General features: G+C 72.3%; 14 protein-coding genes and 1 pseudogene. 3 read left to right on the forward strand and 12 right to left on the reverse strand.

The window, feature by feature from the left end:
• Position 1: 1 nt before the first annotated feature.
• The 5 genes from secD to ruvC all read right to left on the reverse strand — a co-directional run bounded on the left by secD (position 2) and on the right by ruvC (position 4,813).
• Positions 2-1,909: a protein translocase subunit SecD gene (secD, locus tag ACLQ2U_RS13450; protein WP_425750944.1), complete on the reverse strand. Its 1,908-nt coding sequence runs from the start codon at positions 1,907-1,909 to the stop codon at positions 2-4.
• Between the two features lie 234 nt (positions 1,910-2,143).
• Complete coding sequence (yajC, locus tag ACLQ2U_RS13455) at positions 2,144-2,431, reverse strand: preprotein translocase subunit YajC (RefSeq protein WP_425751114.1); 288 nt, start codon at positions 2,429-2,431, stop codon at positions 2,144-2,146.
• Between the two features lie 191 nt (positions 2,432-2,622).
• Positions 2,623-3,690, reverse strand: coding sequence for a Holliday junction branch migration DNA helicase RuvB (gene ruvB / locus ACLQ2U_RS13460; protein WP_425750945.1), 1,068 nt, complete (start codon positions 3,688-3,690; stop codon positions 2,623-2,625).
• A complete protein-coding gene (gene ruvA, locus ACLQ2U_RS13465; RefSeq protein ID WP_425750946.1) occupies positions 3,687-4,289 on the reverse strand; it encodes a Holliday junction branch migration protein RuvA in 603 nt (200 codons plus the stop codon). Before ruvA ends, ruvB begins: the two co-directional genes overlap by 4 nt.
• Positions 4,286-4,813: a crossover junction endodeoxyribonuclease RuvC gene (gene ruvC, locus ACLQ2U_RS13470; protein ID WP_425750947.1), complete on the reverse strand. Its 528-nt coding sequence runs from the start codon at positions 4,811-4,813 to the stop codon at positions 4,286-4,288. The genes ruvA and ruvC overlap by 4 nt, the downstream gene beginning before the upstream one ends.
• A gap of 172 nt (positions 4,814-4,985) precedes the next feature.
• Here ruvC and ACLQ2U_RS13475 point away from each other — a divergent pair, with 172 nt between their 5' ends.
• Both ACLQ2U_RS13475 and ACLQ2U_RS13480 read left to right on the forward strand, forming a co-directional pair.
• Positions 4,986-5,768: a 3-hydroxybutyrate dehydrogenase gene (locus ACLQ2U_RS13475; RefSeq protein ID WP_425750948.1), complete on the forward strand. Its 783-nt coding sequence runs from the start codon at positions 4,986-4,988 to the stop codon at positions 5,766-5,768.
• 14 nt (positions 5,769-5,782) lie between these two features.
• Positions 5,783-7,702: a helix-turn-helix domain-containing protein gene (locus ACLQ2U_RS13480; RefSeq protein WP_425750949.1), complete on the forward strand. Its 1,920-nt coding sequence runs from the start codon at positions 5,783-5,785 to the stop codon at positions 7,700-7,702.
• A 27-nt stretch (positions 7,703-7,729) separates the two neighbouring features.
• Here ACLQ2U_RS13480 and ACLQ2U_RS13485 read toward each other — a convergent pair whose 3' ends face one another.
• Together ACLQ2U_RS13485 and ACLQ2U_RS13490 are read right to left on the reverse strand one after the other, a co-directional pair.
• Positions 7,730-8,338, reverse strand: coding sequence for a TetR/AcrR family transcriptional regulator (locus ACLQ2U_RS13485; RefSeq protein WP_425750950.1), 609 nt, complete (start codon positions 8,336-8,338; stop codon positions 7,730-7,732).
• Between the two features lie 11 nt (positions 8,339-8,349).
• Positions 8,350-9,918 (reverse strand): MFS transporter, encoded by a 1,569-nt coding sequence (locus ACLQ2U_RS13490; protein ID WP_425750951.1) that lies wholly within the window; start codon positions 9,916-9,918, stop codon positions 8,350-8,352.
• A gap of 344 nt (positions 9,919-10,262) precedes the next feature.
• On the opposite strand from ACLQ2U_RS13490, the pseudogene ACLQ2U_RS13495 reads away from it, so the two are divergent.
• A pseudogene (locus ACLQ2U_RS13495) lies at positions 10,263-10,703 on the forward strand (RNA-guided endonuclease TnpB family protein); the annotation flags it as partial.
• Positions 10,704-11,003: 300 nt separating this feature from the next.
• On the opposite strand, the gene ACLQ2U_RS13500 reads toward ACLQ2U_RS13495, so the two are convergent.
• The 5 genes from ACLQ2U_RS13500 to ACLQ2U_RS13520 are packed head-to-tail and all read right to left on the reverse strand — an operon-like array spanning position 11,004 to position 15,648.
• Positions 11,004-12,020, reverse strand: a complete 1,017-nt coding sequence (locus ACLQ2U_RS13500) for a branched-chain amino acid ABC transporter permease (protein WP_425750952.1) — start codon at positions 12,018-12,020, stop codon at positions 11,004-11,006.
• Positions 12,017-12,898, reverse strand: a complete 882-nt coding sequence (locus ACLQ2U_RS13505) for a branched-chain amino acid ABC transporter permease (protein WP_425750953.1) — start codon at positions 12,896-12,898, stop codon at positions 12,017-12,019. The genes ACLQ2U_RS13500 and ACLQ2U_RS13505 overlap by 4 nt, the downstream gene beginning before the upstream one ends.
• A 7-nt stretch (positions 12,899-12,905) precedes the next feature.
• Entirely contained in the window at positions 12,906-14,162 is a 1,257-nt protein-coding gene (locus ACLQ2U_RS13510) for an ABC transporter substrate-binding protein (RefSeq protein ID WP_425750954.1), read from the reverse strand.
• A gap of 45 nt (positions 14,163-14,207) precedes the next feature.
• The gene (locus tag ACLQ2U_RS13515; protein ID WP_425750955.1) at positions 14,208-14,900 is read right to left on the reverse strand and encodes an ABC transporter ATP-binding protein; all 693 of its coding nucleotides are present in this window, start codon (positions 14,898-14,900) and stop codon (positions 14,208-14,210) included.
• Positions 14,887-15,648, reverse strand: coding sequence for an ABC transporter ATP-binding protein (locus ACLQ2U_RS13520; RefSeq protein WP_425750956.1), 762 nt, complete (start codon positions 15,646-15,648; stop codon positions 14,887-14,889). Before ACLQ2U_RS13520 ends, ACLQ2U_RS13515 begins: the two co-directional genes overlap by 14 nt.
• Between the last annotated feature and the right edge of the window lie 10 nt (positions 15,649-15,658).

Genomic DNA, 15,658 nt, shown 5'->3' on the forward strand with positions numbered 1-15,658 from the left:
CTCAGGCCTCCTTCGCGCGCGGGTTGCGGGGGTTGGCCTGCTCGGCCGACCGGGCGGGCAGGGCCCGGCCGAGGCCGCTGACCCGCGGGGACAGGAACGCCCGGGTGCTGGCGAACATCGTCATGATCGGGTGGCGGAACAGGAAGACCACCACCAGGTCGAGCACGGTCGCCAGGCCGAGCGCGAAGGCGAAGCCCTTCACCGTGCCGACCGAGACGACGTAGAGCACCACGGCGGACATCAGCGTGATCGCGTTCGCCGAAATGATCGTCCGGCGGGCCCGGATCCAGGCGCGCGGCACCGCGCTGCGCGGGCTGCGCCCCTCGCGGATCTCGTCCTTGAGCCGTTCGAAGTAGATGACGAAGGAGTCCGCCGCCACACCCAGTGAGACGATCATGCCGGCGATGCCGGCGAGGGTGAGGGTGAAGCCGATCTGCCGGCCGAGCACCACCAGCGCGCCGAAGACCAGCAGCGCGGAGAGCACCAGGCTCAGGAAGATGACCGAGCCGAGCAGCCGGTAGTAGAAGAACGAGTAGACGATGACCAGCAGCAGGCCGATGCCAGCGGCGAGCAGACCGGCCCGCAGCTGGCTGTCGCCCAGCGTCGCGGTCACGTTCTGCTGCTCCTGGGGCACGAAGGTCACCGGCAGCGCGCCGTAGCGCAGCTGACTGGCCAGCTCGTTGGCCGACGTGCTGTCGAAGCTGCCGCTGATCTGCGAGTCACCGGTCAGCACGCCCTGGATCTCCGGCGACGAGACGATCCCGTTGTCCAGAACGACCGCCACCCGGCACTTGCCGTCCTGACCGAGCGCGGTCTGGTCGCAGGCGCCACCGGTGTTGTTGAACGCCTCGCGGGTCAGCTCGGTCCACTTGCTCTGGCCGCCGCCGGTGAAGTTCAGGCTGACCACCCAGGCGCTGGCCTCGTCGAGCACCGCGTTGGCGTCCTTGACGTCGGTGCCGACCACCTTCGCCACGTCGAGCAGGTACTTGGCCGCGCCACCCTCGCAGGCGACCGCCTGCTGCTTCTCGTCCTTGATCGACGCGGCCGGACGCTTGTCCAGCTGGGCGCAGGTGATGGTCGGAACGTTGAACTGCATCTGCGGGCTCAGCACCGCGATCTCCTGCGGGGAGAGCGCGGCGAACGCCTTGAGCTTCTCCGCCAGCGACGGGTCGGCGGCGAGGTCGGCCGGGGCCTGCAGGCCGCTCGCGGCGGCCCAGGCGGCCGGGCCGACCTTCTTCTCGACGGCCTTGCGCTGCTCCTCGATGCTCTGCGACACCGGCGCGGCGCTGGGCGAGGCGGCCGGCGCGCTCGGCGAGGCCGACGCGGACGGGGTGGCGCTGGCGCTCGGCGCCGGGGCGCCGCCGCCCTGGCCACCGGCGCTCGGCGAGGCGGTCGCCTTCGGCGCGGCGCTGCCGGACGGCTGCGGCGCCGCGCTGCCCGACGGCTGCGGCGAGGCGCTGCCGGACGGGGCCGGCGTCGGGGCCGCCGGAGGGGCGGTGACCGCTCCGCTGCCGTCGGCGGCCTTGAGCACCTTGCGGAAGCGCAGCTCGGCCGCCTCGCCGACCTCGGTCAGGTCGCGGTTCTCACCGGGCAGGGAGATGACGATGTTCCGGTTGCCCTCGGTGACCACCTCGGCCTCGGCCACGCCGTAGGCGTTGACCCGGCTCTCGATGATCTGGCGGGCCTCCTCGAGGTTCGCCGCCGTCGGGGGCTTGCCATCGAGGCTGTTCGTGGCCTCCAGCGTGAGCCGGGTGCCGCCGATCAGGTCCAGGCCGAGCCGGGGCTCCAGCCGGTCCTTCCAGCCGCCGCTGGCGCCGGAGAAGAACACCAAAGAATAGAGGACGACGAAGATGAGCCCGAGTACGGCGAGTTGCCGCCCGGGGCGCATCTGTCCCTGAGGTGGTGCCACGGCTGTCCTGTCTCCCTGTAACGGTCGCGCCGCGGGTGCAGCGGCGGCGAGATCGGACCCGGGGGTCCGGGCCGACGTGCTCTCCACGGACCGGTGCCCGTCGGTCGGCACGGCGTACCGCCGCCGGACCGGGGGCGCCGGTCGGTGCGGGACGCGTGCCGGCCGCGGAGGCCGGCCCAGCTATCCAGTTGTCCTGCCAGGCCCGACCCCTGAAGTAGGGGGCGGGGACGACACTTACTCCTTGACGGCGTCCTCGGTGACCGGCTCGGCCGGCTCGGCGCGCTCCGCCTGGTTGACCACCCGGGCGATGGCCGGGCGGGCGTAGCGGGTCTGCACGCCGGGGGCCACCTCCAGCAGCACGGTGTCGTCGTCCACGCCGGTGACCGTGCCGTAGAGCCCGCCGATGGTGACCACCTCGTCGCCCGGGGAGAGGGTGGACTGCATGGCCTCGGCCTGCTTGCGACGCTTCTGCTGCGGTCGGATCATCATGAAGTACATGACGCCGAAGAGCAGGGCGATCATGATGATCGGCGTGATACCGCCGGCGCCTCCGCCGGAGGCTGCTGCGTAAGGCACGGTGTGCGACCTTCCCATTGGCCTCCGATCCGACGCGGGGCGTCGGAGTGGAGGCGGATTCTCACATCCTGTACAGACCGCGGCGAGTCTAATCCCTGCGCCTGAGAACGCCGAATGCGGTACAGATCACGTTCGGATCACGGCTGATCGGGCGCGGCGGAGAACAGATCGGGCAGCGGAGCGGCCTCGGTGCCAAATGTACCATTTGGTGGCGTACGGCCCAGATGGCGCCAGGCCGCCTCCGTCGCCACCCGCCCCCGGGGCGTGCGCGCCAGCAGGCCGGCCCGGACCAGGAACGGCTCGCAGACCTCCTCGACCGTGTCCGGCTGCTCCCCCACCGCCACCGCCAGGGTGGAGAGGCCGACCGGCCCGCCCCGGAACGAGTCGACCAGCGCGGTCAGCACCGCCCGGTCCAGCCGGTCCAGGCCGAGCGCGTCGACGTCGTACACCGTGAGAGCCGCTCGGGCGGTCTCCAGGGTGACCACGCCGTCCGCCCGGACCTCGGCGAAGTCGCGGACCCGGCGCAGCAGCCGGTTGGCGATCCGGGGCGTGCCCCGGGATCGGCCGGCGATCTCCACCGCCCCCTCCTCGGTGATCGGCACGCCGAGGATCCGCGCCGAGCGGTGCAGCAGCGCCTCCAGATCGGCCGGGGCGTAGAAGTCCAGGTGTGCGACGAAACCGAACCGGTCCCGCATCGGCCCGGTCAGCAGACCGGACCGGGTGGTCGCGCCGACCAGGGTGAACGGCTCGACGTCCAGCGGGATGGCGGTGGCGCCGGGCCCCTTGCCGACCACCACGTCGACCCGGAAGTCCTCCATCGCGCTGTAGAGCAGCTCCTCGGCCGGCTTGGCGATCCGGTGGATCTCGTCGATGAAGAACACGTCGCCCTCGGCCAGGCTGGTCAGGATGGCCGCCAGGTCGCCGGAGCGCTCGATCGCCGGCCCGCTGGTCACCCGGATGCCGGAGCCCAGCTCGGCGGCGACGATGTTGGCCAGGGTGGTCTTACCCAAGCCAGGCGGCCCTGACAGGAGGATGTGGTCCGGCGGGGAGCCGCGCCGCATCGCGCCCTGCAACAGCAGGTCGAGCTGGTCGCGGACCCGGTGCTGGGCGATGAACTCGCCCAGCCGCTTGGGCCGGACGCTGGCCTCCGCGTCCCGCTCGGCGTCGGTGACGTACGCGGAGACCAGACCTTCGTCGCCGGTCATCGGGCCCGGCCCAGCAGCCGGATGGCCTGCTTGAGCAGGACCGACACCGGCGGGGTCTCGCCGTCGACGGTCTCCGCCACCGCGGCCACCGCCTGGTCGGCCTGCCCGGCCGTCCAGCCGAGCCCGACCAGCGCCTGCCGGACCTGCTCGGGCCAGGCTCCACCGGTCACCCCGGCCGCGCCGTCGACGCCGACCGGCACCGGGCCGACCCGGTCGCGCAGCTCCAGGACCAGGCGCTCGGCGCCCTTCTTGCCGATCCCGGGCACCCGGGTCAGGGCGGCGGTGTCCGCGTTGGCGATCGCCTTGCGCACCGCGTCCGGGGTGTGCACGGCGAGCACCGCCTGGGCCAGCCGGGGCCCCACCCCACTGGCGGTCTGCAACAGCTCGAACAGCTGCTTGGCGTCGTCGTCGGCGAAGCCGTAGAGGGTGAGCGAGTCCTCCCGGACCACGAGGCTGGTGGCGAGCCGGGCCGGCTGGCCGACCCGCAGCTCGGCGAGCGTGCCGGGGGCGCACTGCACCGCCAGGCCGACCCCGCCGACCTCCACCACCGCGTGATCCGGACCGGTCGCGGTCACCGTGCCGCGCACGCTGGCGATCATCGAGCTCCTCCTCGTCGTACCCGGTCCGCCGCGGCGGCCAGCTTCGAGCGGGTCCCGCCGCGCCACACGTGACAGATGGCCAGGGCCAGGGCGTCGGCCGCGTCGGCGGGCTTCGGCGGCTCGGGCAGCCGCAGCAGCCGGGTGACCATGGTGGTCATCTGCTTCTTGTCGGCCTGACCGGAACCGGTCACCGCCGCCTTCACCTCGCTCGGCGTGTACGTCTGCACCGGCAGCCCGGCACGCGCCCCGGCCAGCACGGCGATCCCGCTGGCCTGGGCGGTGCCCATCACCGTGCGGAGATTGTGCTGGCTGAAGACCCGCTCCACGGCCACCGCGTCCGGCCGGTGCTCGGCGACCAGCTCGGTCAGCGAGCGGTCCAGGTGCAGCAGGCGCAGCGGCAGCTCGTCGGCGGGATCGGTGTAGACGACGTAGTAGGCGACGAGCGTGCAGGGCCGCCCCGGCACCCCCTCGACCACGCCGACCCCGCACCGGGTCAGCCCCGGGTCGACGCCCAGCACCCGCACGCCGCCTCCTCCCCCAGCCGCCAGCAGTACGTGTGTTCGACACCATACTGGCCCGCCGGGACGGCCGGCGGAGCGGACACGCCGGACGGCCCGACCACCACACAGTCCGGCCCCCGAGTATGTGTCGCCGCCCCATGTGCCGCCGGCCACACAGCTCGTAACTTCTTGCGCCATGACGGCAGAACCCGTGGCGGTCCCCCACGTCGTACGCGTCGACCTCTCCGGTCGTAGCGCCCTGGTGACCGGTGGTGGCAGCGGCATCGGCCGGGCCTGTGCCCTGCGCCTGGCGGAGGCGGGCGCGGCGGTGCTGGTGGTGGACCGCAACGTCGAGGCGGCCAAGGCGGTGGCCGCGGAGGCCGGCGGCCGGGCCGAGGGGGTCGACCTGTCCGACCTGGCGACGGTGGACCGGCTCGACGCCGACGTGGACATCGTGGTCAACAACGCCGGGCTGCAGCACGTGGCACCGGTGCAGGACTTCCCCACCGAGCGCTTCGCCCACCTGCACCGGGTGATGGTGGAGGCGCCGTTCCAGATCATCCGGCGCGCGCTGCCGCACATGTACGCCCAGGGCTGGGGCCGGATCGTCAACATCTCCTCGGTGCACGGGCTGCGCGCCTCGCCGTACAAGGCGGCCTACGTGTCGGCGAAGCACGGCCTGGAGGGGCTGTCCAAGGTGGTCGCGCTGGAGGGGGCCGCGCACGGGGTCACCGCCAACTGCATCAACCCGGCGTTCGTGCGCACCCCGCTGGTGGAGAGCCAGATCGCCGACCAGGCCGCCAGCCACGGCATCGGCGAGGACGAGGTGGTCGAGAAGATCATGCTGGCCCGGGCCGCGATCAAGCGGCTGATCGAGCCGGAGGAGGTCGCCGAGCTGCTGGCGTACCTCTGCTCCCCGCCGGCGGCCTTCATCACCGGCGCCTCGATCGCCCTCGACGGGGGCTGGACGGCGAGCTAGTGGTTGCCCGCACAATGAGCGTCATGTCGTCACCCGTCGAGTTCCTCGAGCTGCTCGCCCGGGAGGCGGCGGCGGTCGAGTTCGAGGGCCCGCTGGTGGCCGCCCGCGCCGCCGGGCTGCCCGCCGACCGGCTGGCCGAGCTCGAACACGCCAAGGTGCTCGCGCTGCGGGTCCGCGGGCTGCTGGAGCGGCGCCGCCGCCGGGAGACCGAGCTCTCCGGCCTGTACGACACGGCCAGCGACCTGGCCGGCCTGCGCGACGTCGACGACGTGCTGCGGGCGATCGTGCACCGGGCCCGGCACCTGCTCGGCGCCGACGTCGCCTACATGACGCTCAACGACGACGAGCGCGGCGACACCTACATGCGGGTCACCGACGGCTCGATCTCGGCGAAGTTCCAGCGGCTGCGGCTGGAGATGGGCGACGGGCTCGGCGGCCTGGTGGCCCAGACCGGCACCCCGTACGTGACCGCCAACTACCAGGAGGACGAGCGCTTCCACCACACCGGTGAGATCGACACCGGGGTCGGCGAGGAGGGCCTGGTGGCGATCCTCGGGGTGCCGCTGCGGCTCGGGTCGAGCGTGATCGGGGTGCTCTACGCGGCGAACCGGTCAGCCCGGCCGTTCGCCCGCGAGGAGGTGTCCCTGCTGGTGTCCCTCGCGGCGCACGCCGCGGTGGCGATCGACACCGCCCGGCTGCTCGCCGAGACCCGTTCCGCGCTGGCCGAGCTCTCCTCGGCGAACACCACCATCCGGGCGCACAGCAGCTCGGTGGAGCGGGCCGCGGCGGCGCACGACCGGATGACCGCGCTGGTGCTGCGGGGCGGCGGGATGGAGGACGTGGCCTCGGCGGTCACCGACGTGCTCGGCGGGGCGCTGCTGGCGCTGGACGCCGAGGGGCGGCTGCTGGCCCGGGTGGGCGAGATCGAGGCGCCGGACCGGGCCGACCTGGTGGAGGCGGTGGCGGCGTCGCGTACCGAGGGGCGCAGCGTGCGCCGGGGCCCGCTCTGGTACGCCGCGGTGGTCGCCGGGACGGAGAACCTGGGCGCGCTGGTGCTGCGTCCCGACGACGAGCTGGTCGACGCCGACCAGCGGATCCTGGAGCGGGCGGCGCTGGTCACCGCGCTGCTGCTGCTGTTCCGCCGTACCGTGGCCGAGGCGGAGGGGCGGGTCCGGGGTGAGCTGCTCGACGACCTGATCGCCCGCCCGCTGCGGGACACCGACGCGCTGCGCAGCCGGGCCCGCCGGCTCGGGGTGGACCTGGACGCGCCGCACGTGCTGGTGGCGGTCGGCGACGACGCGATCGCCGCGACCGGGTCAGCCCGGCTGCGAATGCTCTCCTGGGCCACCACGTACGCGTCGACCCGGGGCGGCCTGGCTGCGGCGCGCGACGGCCGGGTGGTGCTGATGCTGCCGGGCCGGGACGCCGGTGGCAGCGCCCGGGCGGTGGCCCGGGACCTGTCCCGGGTGACCGGCCGTCCGGTGACCGCCGGGGCGAGCGGCCCGGCGTCCGGTCCGACGACGCTGGCCGCCACCTTCACCGAGGCGGACCGCTGCCTGACCGCGCTCGGCGCGCTGGGCCGCACCGGCGAGGGGGCCAGCACGGCCGAGCTGGGCTTCGTCGGCCTGCTGCTCGGCACGGTGGGCGACCGGGGCGAGCGGGACGTGGCCCGGTTCCTGGACGCCACGGTGGGGCCGGTGGTCGACTACGACGCGCGGCGCGGCACGGCCCTGGTGAAGACGCTGGAGGCGTACTTCGGGGTGGGTGGCAGCCTGGCCCGGGCGGCGGAGCAGTTGCACGTGCACGTCAACACGGTGACCCAGCGGTTGGAGCGGGTCGGGCAGCTGCTCGGCGCGGACTGGCAGAAGCCGGAGCGGGCGCTGGAGGTGCAACTGGCGCTGCGCCTGCACCGGCTGCGTACGCCGTCGGGCTGAGCCCGGAGCCGCACCCGCGGGGCATGCTCAGCGGGCCCGGATGCCCTCCAGCACGCCATCGACGATCTGCTCGGGCAGCACCCGGTCGTCGAGCTCCGGATTCCAGCGCAGCACCCGCTGCACCAGCATCGGCCCGGTGAGCAGCGCCATCGTCACCTCGACGTCGAGATCCGCCCGGAGCTCGCCCTCGCGGATCCCGCGCCGCAGCACCTCGCGCATCAGCTTCCGGCGCGGCTGGATGATGTTCTGGTAGAGCTGGAAGTGGTCCGGGCTGCGGTTCACCTCGGGCACCAGGCAGGGCATGATCTTGGCGGCCCGGGGGTCGATGTTCTGCCCGACCGCACCGACCAGCAGCACCAGGTCGTCCCGGACGGAGTGCCCGGCCGGCTGGGGCATGATGCCCTTGAGCCGGCGCAGCGCGTCGAGCAGCAGCGCGTCCTTGCCCGGCCAGCGCCGGTAGATGGTGGCCTTGCCGACCCCGGCTCGGGCGGCGATCGCCTCGATCGACAGCGCCTCGATGGTGCTGCCCTCGGCGAGCAGGTCGAGGGTGGCCTCGACGATGGCCTCGTCCGCGCGGACGCTCCGCGGTCGCCCGGGCGACCGCGGAGCATCGCCGGTGGAAGTCATGTCAGCCATTGTCCCCGAACCTATGCGGTTCCGGCCAACTCCCGTTCACCGACCACGGGTGTGGTGGCGGGGCCGGCGTCGGTGCGACGCGGCATCCAGCGCAGCGCGATGAGGATGCCGAGGGCGGCCACCACCGCGGAGAGCGCCGCCGCCCAGTGCATGGCCGAGACGAAGGCGTCGTTGGCCGCCGCGATCAGCTTCGGCGCCGCCGGCCCCAGCTGGCCCGCTGCGGCGTACGCCCCGGACACCGACTCGTTGGCTGCCTCCCGGGCCGGTGCGGGCAGCCCGTCGACCGCCGAGGCGATGTCCTCCCGGTAGACCGCGGAGAGGACCGAGCCGAGCACGGCCACGCCCAGCGCGCCGGCAACCTGCCGGATCGTGTTGCTGACCGCCGAGCCGACGCCGGCCTTCTCCCGGGGCAGTGCCGACATGATCGACTCGGTGGCCGGCGGCATGATGTTGGCCATCCCGGCGCCCTGGAGGAAGAAGGCCACCAGCACCACCCAGATCGGCGTGGCGGCGTCGACGAAGGCGAACGCGGCCAGCGCCACCGTGGTCAGGGCGAGCCCCACCCCGGCGACCGCCCGGCCCCCGTACCGGCGGACCATCGTGGCGCTGCGCGGGGCGAAGATCAGCTGGGCGCCGGCGAACGGCAGGAAGAGCAGGCCGGTCTCCAGCGGGCTGTAGCCGCGGACCAGTTGCAGGTAGAACGAGCTGAAGAACATCACGCCCATGGCGGCGAAGAAGACCAGGCCGACGATCGCCACCGGGGCGGCGAAGCGCGGTACCCGGAACAGCCGGACGTCCAGCGACGGGTGGTCACTGCGCCGCTCGTGGGCGACGAACCAGGCCAGCACCGCGAGGCCGCCGACGACGGCGGCCCAGACCACCGGGCGGTCGAAGCCGTGCTCCCCGCCGTCGATGATGCCGTAGGTCAGGGCGACCAGGCCGACCACCGAGAGCAGCACGCCGAGCAGGTCCACCCGGCCCGGTTCGGGGTCACGGGACTCGGGCACCAGGAGGGCCACCAGCACCACGCCGGCCGCGACCACCGGCACGTTGATCAGGAAGACCGAGCCCCACCAGTAGTGCTCCAGCAGCGCGCCGCCGAGGATCGGGCCGATCGCCACGGCGAGGCCGACCGCGCCGGCCCAGATGCCGATCGCCCGGCCCCGCTCCCAGGGGTCGAAGACGTTGGAGATGATCGACAGCGTGACCGGCATGATCGCCGCGCCGCCGATCCCCATCAGGGCGCGGGCCGCGATCAGCTGGCCGGGACTCTGGGCGTACGCCGACAGCAGTGACGCCAGGCCGAAGAGCACCAGACCGATCAGCAGGAACCGCCGACGCCCGGCGCGGTCGCCGAGGACGCCGAAGGTGAAGAGCAGCCCGGCGAAGACCAGCGTGTAGGAGTTGATCGCCCATTCCAGCTCACCCTGGCTGGCGCCGAGGCCGTGCACCGGGTCGGCCAGGGTGCGCAGGGCCACGTTGAGGATGGTGTTGTCGAGGACGACGACGAGCAGGCTGATCACCAGCACGCTGAGGATCGCCCACCGCCTCGGATGTCCGGTGTTCTCGTGCGGTTGCATGTGGCCTGGTTCTCCCCCCGGCTCACCCGCGTCGTGAAATACGATACGGGGCAGACTCGTAACGTGCTGAGCGTAGGGCGCAGGGTTTCGATACGGAACCGAATCGTATCGTATGTGTCCGGCGTCACGCGCAACTTCCCGATCCTCGCCCGAACCTCGGACACTTTCGACTCTCCCCGATACCGCCGCTTCGCCGGTCGGTGGCTCTGCACGGGCCGCACCGCGTCCGGCGGCAGCAACTCTTCACGAACGAGCCACGTCCTCGCCGATCGCGGGGAAGCGGACGGCAGCGGGCAGGAGATCAGCAAGGAGCGCGGCAGGCGGCCGGGGCGGCGGCGAAGCTGATGAGGCGTACCGAGGGGGCGGGAGGGGCAGGCGTGCAGCCCGAGGCTCGTGCTCGACGGCGATCTCGCTGGCGGTGTGCCGCGCAGCGCCCCCAGCAGCGGCACGTGTGGGAACGGGCGCAAGCAGCGCTGGGCCGGGTCCACGCGCGGGTGGCGAACCTGCGCCGCGACGGCCTGCACAAGCTCACCACCCGCCTCGCCACCACCTACGGCACAGTCGTGGTCGAAGACCTCAACGTCGCCGGGATGCTGCGTAACCGGCGGCTGGCCCGGCGGATCGCCGACGCCGGCTTCGCCGAGATCCGCCGGCAACTCGCCTACAAGACCCTGTGGTACGGCGGCCACCTGGTGGTGGCCGACCGTTGGTACCCCTCCTCGAAAACGTGCTCAGGCTGCGGCGCGGTGAAAACCAAACTGGCCCTGTCCGAACGCACCTACACCTGCACCACCTGCGGCCTGGCCCTGGACCGCGACGTCAACGCCGCACGGAACCTGGCCGCCCTGGCAGCCACCGTCGCCGGGAGTGGCCCGGAGACGCGAAACGGACGCGGAGCCGACCGTAAGACCCCACCCGCGGGGCTGGTGGGCTGTGAAACGTCAACCCGGCACCGCCACCGCGGACAAGACCGGGACCGTCCCACCGCAAGGAAGGACATCCAATCATGTGCTTACTTCCTGCTACATGAGAGGAAACGGTTCGCTGGGACGGCGCGGTTCGGTTCGGATGCGCCGTCGGCGCGGTTATCTGCGCCGGGCGGCCAGCCAGCGGAGCGCGAGCGCGGCGACGCTGCCCCACACGCCGCGCCGGAACAGCAGCACGACGAGGACGAAGATCCCGCCGGTGACCAGGCCGATCGCCTCGAATCCGGAGAACGACAACCAGTCCTCCAGCCGGACCACGATCGCCGCGCCGAGCACCCCGCCCCAGAGCGTGCCGATCCCGCCGAGCACCACGACGATGACCGCCTTGCCGGAGGTGGTCCAGTGCAGCACGTCGAGGGAGACGAAACGGTGGCCCACGGCGAAGAGCCCGCCGCCGAGCCCGGCGATGAAGCCGGAGAGCACGAACGCGGTCAGCTTGTACCGGTGCACCGGATAGCCGAGCGCCCGGGCCCGGGCCGGGTTGTCCCGGATGCCGACCAGCACCCGGCCGAACGGCGAGTGCACGATCCGCCAGGCGGCGGCCAGGCCGAGCACCACGATCGGCAGGATCGCGTAGTAGAAGTAGTAGTCGTCGGTCAGGTCCACCCCGAAGAACGAACGGGGCACGCCCTGCAGGCCGTTCTCGCCCCGGGTGACCGAACGCCACTCGTTGGCCACGTAGTAGACCATCTGCGCGAAGGCCAGGGTGACCATCGCGAAGTAGATGCCGGTCCGCTTCACCGCCAGGTAGCCGATCGGCAGCGCGAGCAGCGCCGCGGCGAGCGCCCCGGCCAGCACCGCCGCCGGGAAGGGCAGCCCGGCGTGGATCGCGACGAGGCCGGTGACGTACGCCGAGGTGCCCCAGAACGCCGCGTGCCCGAAGGACATCAGCCCGGTGAAGCCGAGCAGCAAGTCCACCGAGACCGCGAAGAGCGCCCAGCAGAGAATGTCCACCGCCACCGCCGGGTAGAGCCCGTTCGGCAGCCACAGCGCGGCGGCCAGACCGGCGGCGAGCAGCGCGTACCGGACCCAGCCGGGTGCCCGGGTCACGGCGACCATCCCGGACCGCGGCGCCGGTCGGGCCGCCTCAGCCGGGGTGTCGACGGTGCTGGTCATGCCGGTGCCTCCTCACGGCCGAACAGCCCGGCCGGCCGCCAGAGCAGCACGGCGGCCATCACGACGAAGACGATCGTCTGGGACACGATCGGGAAGTCGGAGAGGTACGCCTCCCCCCACGCCTGGACCAGGCCGATGCCGAAGCCGGCGGCGACCGAGCCGAAGATGGAGCCGAGACCGCCGATCACCACCACCGCGAAGACCACGATGATCAGGTCGGCGCCCATCAGCGGGTTCACCGCCCGCATCGGCGCGGCGAGCACCCCGGCCAGGCCGGCCAGGCCGATGCCGAAGCCGAAGACCGGGGTCACCCAGCGCCCGACGTCGATGCCGAGGGCCCGGGTCAGCTCGGGCCGCTCGGTGGCGGCCCGCACCACCATGCCGACCCGGGTACGGCTGAGCGCCCACCAGACCGCGACGCAGAGCAGCACCGTGAAGCCGAGGATGAAGACCCGGTACGTGGGGAAGTCGAAGAGCCCGAAGTCGATCGAGCCGCTGAGCGCGGCCGGGGTGGCGTACGGGCTGGACTGGACCCCGTACCGGGTCTTCACCAGGTCCTGGAGGATGAGCGTCAGGCCGAAGGTAAGCAGAAAGTTGTAGAGCGGGTCGAGCCGGGTGAGCCGGTGGATGGCGGCCCGCTCCAGCGCCATGCCGAGCAGGCCGAGACCGACCGGCATGATCACCAGCGCCGCCCAGAACGGCACGCCCGCCTCGGTGAGCAGCACGTACGCCCCGAAAGCGCCGAGCATGTAGAAGGCGCCGTGGGCGAAATTGACCACCCGCAGCATGCCGAAGATGACCGCGAGCCCGAGGGCGAGCAGGGCGTAGAACGCCCCGCTCACCAGCCCGTTGAACGTGTTCTGCGCGAAGCCTGACATGTGTCCGTCACATCTTGCAGTCGGCCGAGGGCGTCCGGAACGCCTCGGCGGCGGGGATGGTCTTGAGCACCTTGACGTAGTCCCACGGCTCGGTCACCTCGGACTGCGGCTTCACCTGGGCCAGGTACGCGTCGTGGATGACCCGGTGGTCCTCGGCGCGGATCTTGCCGTTGCGCAGGAAGACGTCGTTGACGCTCTTGCCCTCCAGCCCCTTCACCACGGTGTCCGCGTCGTCGGTGCCGGCGGCCTGCACCGCCTCCAGGTACTGCATGGCGGCGGAGTAGTTGGCCGCGTGCGCGAAGGACGGCCGGGTGCCGGTCTCCTTCTGGAACCGGTCGGCGAACTCGCGGTTCTGCTGGTCGAAGTTCCAGTACCAGGCGTCGGTGTAGGTGGTGCCGGCCAGCGCGGCCGGGGTCAGCGAGTGGATGTCGGTGATGAACATCAGGCCCACGGCGAGCCCGACGCCCTTCTCCCGGAGCTTGAACTCGTTGTACTGCTTGACCACGTTGACCAGCTCCGCGCCAGCCTGCATGGTGCCGAGCACCTGCGGCTTCGGGTTCAGCGTCGGCGCCTTGAGCAGGAACGTCGAGTAGTCGCCGGTGGTGTTCGGGAACGGCGCGCCGTCCTTGCCGACCACCGTCCCGCCGGCCTGCTGGATCGCGGCGGAGAAGCTCTTCTCCATGTCCTGACCGAAGGCGTAGTTCGGGTACAGGATGTACCAGTTCTTGCCGACCTGCTCGGTGGTGGTCTTCCCGGTGCCGTTGGCCAGCATGTACGTGTCGTAGGCGTAGTGGAACGTGTACTTGTTGCAGCTCTTGCCGGTCAGTTCGGTGGTCGCCGCGCCGATGTTGAAGTAGAGCTTCTTCTTCTCCTTCGCCACGTCGGCGACCTTCAGCGCGGCCGAGGAGGTCGGCACGTCGAGGATCAGGTCGACGCCCTTGCGGTCGTACATCTCCTGGGCCTTGGCGTTCGCCACGTCCGGCTTGTTCTGGTGGTCGGCGGTCTGCACGGTGATGTCGGTGGTCACCGCCTTGTCGCCGTACTTCGCCTTGAAGTCGGCGATGGCCATCTCCGCGGCCTTCACCGAGTTCTTGCCGGACAGCTCCGAGTAGGCCCCGGACTGGTCGTTGAGGACCCCCAGCACGATCTTGTCGCCGGTCAGCTTCTGGTCGCCGCCGGACTGCGGACCGCCGCCGCCACAGCCGGTCGCCAGCAGCACCGCCGCCGCCGACGCGGCCACACCCACGCTCCTACGCATGTCCATCCCTTTCGTACCGCACGGGCACCGCGCGGGTCAGCCGTCAAAAATTCAGATCCCCAGGTACGCCAGCAGCTCGCGCTCCCGCGAGCGGACCTCGGAGTTGTCCATCGCCTCCACGACGCGCCCCTCGGCCAGCAGGTAGTGCCGGTCGGCGACGCTGGTGGCGAAGTGCAGGTTCTGCTCGACCAGCAGCACGGTCACGCCGTGCTTCTTGGCCTCCCGCAGCAGGTCGCCGACCTGCTGCACGAGCAGCGGCGAGAGCCCCTCGGTGGGCTCGTCGCAGAGCAGCAGCCGGGCGCCCATCCGCAGCACCCGGGCCAGCGCGAGCATCTGCTGCTCGCCGCCGGAGAGCATGGTCGCCGCCGAGTCGCGCCGCTGCCAGAGGGCGGGGAACGCCTCGTAGACCCGGTCGAGGGGCCACGGGTCGGGGCCGACCCGGGGCGGCAGGGTGAGGTTCTCGGTGACGGTGAGGGTGGCGTACGCGCCGCGGTCGTCGGGGACCCAGCCGAGCCCGAGCCGCGCCCGCTTGTACGCCGGCAGCCTCGTGACGTCCCGGCCGTCCAACTCGACGGTACCGCGCTGGCCGGGGTGCAGCCCCATCACGCAGCGCAGCAGGGTGGACTTGCCGGCGCCGTTGCGGCCGACCAGGGTGACCACCTCGCCGGCGGCGACGTCCAGGGTCACCTCCCGCAGCACCTGCGCCTCGCCGTAGAACGCGGAGAGGTTCTCAATGCGCAGCATCAGCGGCTCCCAGGTATGCGGTGATGACCCGCTCATCGGCGCGGACCTGCTCGTACGGGCCCTCGACCAGGACCTTGCCGGCCTGCAGGACGGTGACGGTGTCGGCGAGCCGGCCGACGACGCTCATGTTGTGCTCGACCATCACCACGGTCCGGCCGGTGCGGACCCGGGCGATCAGCTCGACGGTGCGGTCGACGTCCTCCAACCCCATCCCCGCGGTCGGCTCGTCGAGCAGCAGCACCTTCGGGTCCAGGGCGAGGGCGATGGCCAGCTCCAGGGCCCGCTTGCGCCCGTACGCGAGGACTTCCGCCGGGGCCTCGGCGAGGGCGCCGAGGCCGACCATGTCCAGCAGTTCCCCGGCCCGGTCCCGGTAGCGGTCCATCAGCTTCGCCGAGCGCCAGAACCGCCAGCCCAGCCCGCTCGGGCTCTGCAACGCCAGCTCGACGTGCTCGCGGGCGCTCAGCTGCGGGAAGAGGCTGGTGATCTGGAACGACCGGGCCACGCCCAGCCGGCAGACCTGTTCGGGCGGCAGGCCGGTGATGTCCCGGCCGGCCAGCTCGATCCGCCCCGAGGACGGCGGCAGGAAGCCGGTGAGCAGGTTGAACAGGGTGGTCTTACCGGCGCCGTTCGGGCCGACCAGCGCGTGCACGCTCTCCGGCGCGATGTCCAGGTCGACGTCGTCGACCGCCCGGAAGCCCCGGAAGTCGCGGGTCAGCCCGCGGGCCGACAGGAGCGCTTGCCCGGCCATCGCCTCATCC

Origin of the sequence: Micromonospora sp. DT47, from assembly GCF_049844475.1 — a bacterium.
Classification (GTDB): Bacteria; Actinomycetota; Actinomycetes; order Mycobacteriales; family Micromonosporaceae; genus Micromonospora.

Coding starts and splice junctions, on each gene's coding strand:
- yajC (WP_425751114.1), bottom strand. CDS start 2,431: ATGATCGCCCTGCTCTTCGGCGTCATGTACTTCATGATGATCCGACCG.
- ruvA (WP_425750946.1), bottom strand. CDS start 4,289: ATGATCGCCAGCGTGCGCGGCACGGTGACCGCGACCGGTCCGGATCAC.
- ACLQ2U_RS13480 (WP_425750949.1), top strand. CDS start 5,783: ATGAGCGTCATGTCGTCACCCGTCGAGTTCCTCGAGCTGCTCGCCCGG.
- ACLQ2U_RS13515 (WP_425750955.1), bottom strand. CDS start 14,900: ATGCTGCGCATTGAGAACCTCTCCGCGTTCTACGGCGAGGCGCAGGTG.
- ACLQ2U_RS13500 (WP_425750952.1), bottom strand. CDS start 12,020: ATGACCAGCACCGTCGACACCCCGGCTGAGGCGGCCCGACCGGCGCCG.
- ruvB (WP_425750945.1), bottom strand. CDS start 3,690: ATGACCGGCGACGAAGGTCTGGTCTCCGCGTACGTCACCGACGCCGAG.
- ACLQ2U_RS13490 (WP_425750951.1), bottom strand. CDS start 9,918: ATGCAACCGCACGAGAACACCGGACATCCGAGGCGGTGGGCGATCCTC.
- ACLQ2U_RS13485 (WP_425750950.1), bottom strand. CDS start 8,338: ATGGCTGACATGACTTCCACCGGCGATGCTCCGCGGTCGCCCGGGCGA.
- ACLQ2U_RS13505 (WP_425750953.1), bottom strand. CDS start 12,898: ATGTCAGGCTTCGCGCAGAACACGTTCAACGGGCTGGTGAGCGGGGCG.
- ACLQ2U_RS13475 (WP_425750948.1), top strand. CDS start 4,986: ATGACGGCAGAACCCGTGGCGGTCCCCCACGTCGTACGCGTCGACCTC.
- ACLQ2U_RS13520 (WP_425750956.1), bottom strand. CDS start 15,648: ATGGCCGGGCAAGCGCTCCTGTCGGCCCGCGGGCTGACCCGCGACTTC.
- ACLQ2U_RS13510 (WP_425750954.1), bottom strand. CDS start 14,162: ATGGACATGCGTAGGAGCGTGGGTGTGGCCGCGTCGGCGGCGGCGGTG.